1 protein-coding gene and 1 pseudogene are annotated in these 4,118 nt (G+C 60.6%); one reads left to right on the top strand and one right to left on the bottom strand.

From position 1 onward, the window contains the following. Positions 1-6: 6 nt before the first annotated feature. Complete coding sequence (locus tag HLUSI_RS0108760; protein ID WP_016833607.1) at positions 7-2,796, top strand: FAD-binding and (Fe-S)-binding domain-containing protein; 2,790 nt, start codon at positions 7-9, stop codon at positions 2,794-2,796. Between the two features lie 824 nt (positions 2,797-3,620). Here HLUSI_RS0108760 and HLUSI_RS0108765 read toward each other — a convergent pair. Beyond that, positions 3,621-4,118: pseudogene (locus HLUSI_RS0108765) on the bottom strand (phosphomannomutase/phosphoglucomutase); the annotation flags it as partial.

Consider the following 4,118-nt stretch of genomic DNA (forward strand, 5'->3'; position numbering starts at 1 on the left):
ATAGCCATGCCGGTGCTGGCGCGGGGCGCGGGCACCAGCCAGTGCGGCCAGACCGTTGGCGAGGCGCTGGTCATCGACAACAGCAAATATCTCAACCAGGTCATTGATTTCGATCCGGTCGCGCGCACCATCACGGTCGAACCCGGCATGGTGCTCGACCATCTCAACGCCTGGCTCAAGCCGTACGGACTGTGGTTCCCGGTGGATGTGTCGACGGCGGCGCAATGCACCATCGGCGGCATGTCCGGCAACAATTCCTGCGGCTCGCGCTCAATCGAATACGGCAACATGGTGCATAACGTGATCGCCATTGATGCCGTGCTGGCCGACGGTACCGAAGGCCGGTTCGGTCGCCTGCCCGACATGACGGAGATGCCGGAGATGCCGGGCCGAGGCCGCATCGGCGAGATCGTGCGCGGGTTGCAAGCCATCGCACAGCGCGAGCGCGGCGAAATCGTCGAGCGCGTGCCCAAGGTTCTGCGCCGCGTGGCCGGCTACAACATCGACATCTTCGATTGCCAGAATCCGCGCGCCTACACCGACGACGGCGTCGCCAACCTGGCGCATATCCTGATCGGCTCGGAAGGCACCCTGGCCTATAGCCGCCAGATCACGCTGGCGCTGATGCCGTTGCCGGCGCACAAGGTGCTGGGCGTGGTCAACTTCCCGACCTTCTATCAATCGATGGACATGACCCAGCACATCGTCAAGCTGGGACCGACCGCGGTCGAGCTGGTCGATCGCACCATGATCGATCTGGCGATCAGCAATCCGGCCTTCAGGCCGGTGATCGAGAAAGCGCTGGTCGGTCATCCGGAAGCGATCCTGCTGGTGGAGTTCGCCGGCGAGAATCTCGATCAACAACTCGATAAACTGAAGCTGTTGAGCGAGTTGATGGGCGACCTCGGCTTGCCCGGCTCGGTGGTCGACATGCCCGTCGCCAACGAGCAAAAAGCGCTGTGGGAAGTGCGCAAGGCCGGTCTCAACATCATGATGAGCATGAAGGGCGACGGCAAGCCGGTGTCCTTCATCGAGGACTGCGCCGTGCCGCTGGAACATCTGGCCGAGTACACGCGCCAGCTGACCGAAGTGTTCCACAAATACGGCACCGAAGGCACCTGGTACGCGCACGCCAGCGTCGGCACCCTGCACGTGCGGCCGATTCTCGACATGCGGCGCGGCGGCGCCAAAGACATGCGCGAGATCGCCGAAGCCGCCGCCGTGCTGGTGCGCAAATACAAGGGCGCGTATTCCGGCGAACACGGCGACGGCCTGTGCCGGGGCGAATGGGTCGCGTGGCAGTACGGGCCGAAACTCAACGCTGCCTTCAGCGAGATCAAGGACTTGTTCGATCCGGACAATCGTTTCAATCCGGACAAGATCGTGCGTCCGCCAAAGATGGACGACGCCAGCAACTTCCGCTTCGCTCCCGGTTATCGGGAACTGCCGTACAGTCCGGCGCTGGACTGGTCGCAGTGGAACGTCAAGCGCGATCCATTGACCGGCAAGGAAAGCGCGCCCGGCAGCGGCGGCGATCGCAGCGATGGCCTCGCCAAGCTGGTCGAGATGTGCAACAACAACGGCCATTGCCGCAAGTTCGACGCCGGTACCATGTGCCCCAGCTATCGCGTCACGCACGATGAAAAACATGTCACGCGCGGCCGCGCCAACACCGTGCGGCTGGCGCTGTCCGGCCAGCTCGGCAGCGAAGGGCTGGCCAGTCCCGAGGTCAAGGAAGTGCTGGACCTGTGCGTCTCCTGCAAGGGCTGCAAGCGCGATTGTCCTACCGGCGTCGACATGGCCAAGGTCAAGATCGAAGCACGCGCCGCCTGGGCCGGCAAGAACGGCATCAGCCTGCGCGACAGGCTGATCGCCTACATGCCGGCGTATGCCTCCCATGCCGGCAGCGTCGGCGGAGCGCTGGCGCTGGCCGAAAAGATTCCGGTGATCTCCGGCTGGGTGAAGGGTTTGCTGGGGCTGGCGCCGCAGCGGTCGCTGCCGCGCTTCCGCAAATCGTTTTTGAGCAATGCGCAGCGTGCACCGGCGACAAACGCCGACAAGGAAGTCCTGCTGTTCGTCGACACCTTCAACAACAGCATGGAACCTGAAAATGCCCGCGCCGCGCAGCAAGTGCTGGAGGCTGCCGGTTACAGAGTGCATTTCAACACGCTGCCCGGGCAACGGCCTCTGTGCTGCGGCCGCACTTATCTGGCGGCGGGACTGGTCGATCAGGCCAAGGCGGAGGCGCGCCGCACGTTGGATGCGCTGATGCCGTACGTGCGCCGCGGCATCGCGGTGGTCGGGCTGGAGCCATCCTGCCTGTTGTCTTTGCGTGACGAGTTCTTGAACTATGGCTATGGCGAAGAGGCGCAGCAACTGGCGAAATCGGCTTTCCTGTTTGAAGAATTCCTGGTGCAGGAACACAAGGCCGGCAAGCTCAAGCTCGACCTGAAACCGCTCTCGTCCAACAAGATCGTGCTGCACGGCCACTGCCATCAAAAGGCCTTCGACGCCTTCCGTCCGGTGCCGGCCGTGCTGCAATGGATTCCGCAGGCGGAAGTCGCCGTGGTCGAATCATCCTGCTGCGGCATGGCGGGAAGTTTCGGCTATGAAGAGGAGCACTACGAGGCATCGATGGCGATGGCGGAGTTGTCCTTGCTGCCGGCGATACGCAAGGCTGCAGCGGAGGCGATCGTGGTCGCCGACGGCACCAGCTGCCGTCACCAGATTCATGACGGCGCGGGGCGCGAAGCCGTTCACGTGGCTCGCGTGTTGGCGGCGGCCCTGGCAAATTAGGTGATTGCGAGGTGGTTGCCTTGCCCGCCGGCATGTTGTTTCTTTGTGCCGGCGGGGTTGACAGGATTAAATTCTGTGCTATATTGCTAGCTGTTGTCCGGTTTCGTACCGGGGAGCAGGCCGAAAATCAATAAAAAGTGTTCGGTCAGCTTGTGAAGGTTACTCCGCATTACTTCTTCATTTTTGACCTCTTCGGTCATGTCTGTAGCAGCAATTCATCTGTAAATCTTCCCCGATAAGTTTTAAGCGCGTTCGCATGCGGTCGTCATTGTCCGTATGTTCAGTTTTTGGCATGCGTGCCGATATCAGAGCAGATTCACCTTTCGTCGTCGCCACTTTCCAGATAGGACTGGGCGACGGGAATCTTCTCTATTATCCGCATGATGTGGTCAATAGCGGCGGTCTTGCCATTCGTAGTGGCGAGATCATGTGCCGGTGCCGATAACAGAGCGGATTCATAATGCGATGCCACGTTTCAGATAGGATCGGGCGTCGAGAATCTTCTCTCTTATCCGCACACCGGAAGCCCGCTGCAAGCCATTGCCAGTATCTGTGTGCGCTGATAGCAGAGTAGATTCAACTACGGCACCACTTTCCAGATAGGTTGGGGTGCTGGAATCCTCTCAGTTATCGGCGCGTCATGCGTGCGGATACCAGAGCCGGTTCACCTTTCGCCGGCGCCACTTTCCAGATAGGACTGGGCGCTGGGAGTCAGCTCTGTTATCCGCATGTGATGCGCTTGCCGGTCAGTGTTCATGCTGCGCAGTTTGCGACGGGAGGATGAGCGTCCTTCAGCTCGTTCTGCTTTCAGGCAAGGCTGTACATTACTCCAGCGACATCTCCACCGGTAGCACCGCCATATCATTTGAAAAAGGCAGCACTGCATCCGGCTTGGCGGCCAGGATTACTCGTCCGAACTCTTCCTGGATATGCGCCAGCGTCCGCGCCGACTCCGCTTCAAACCGCATCACTACCACCGGCGTGGTATTGGAAGCGCGTGCCAAACCAAAGCCACCGGGATACTCAACACGCAAACCGTCGATTTTGATGATTTGCTCCGCTCCCGGGAAATGTGCATCGCGTTGCAGCTTGGCGATCAAGGCGAAATTCTCTCCATCGTTCAACGGCAGTTGTAATTCCGGCGTGCTGACCGACTGCGGCAAGGCATTGAGCAGTGCCGACGGATCGTCTTCGCGGCTGAGTAGCTCCAACAGGCGAGCGCCTGCATAGAGGCCGTCATCGAAACCGTACCAGCGATCCTTAAAGAAGATATGTCCGCTCATTTCACCACCCAGCGGCGCGCCAAACTGCTCGACATCCTG

Origin of the sequence: Herbaspirillum lusitanum P6-12, assembly GCF_000256565.1 — a bacterium.
Taxonomy (GTDB): Bacteria; Pseudomonadota; Gammaproteobacteria; order Burkholderiales; family Burkholderiaceae_D; genus Herbaspirillum; species Herbaspirillum lusitanum.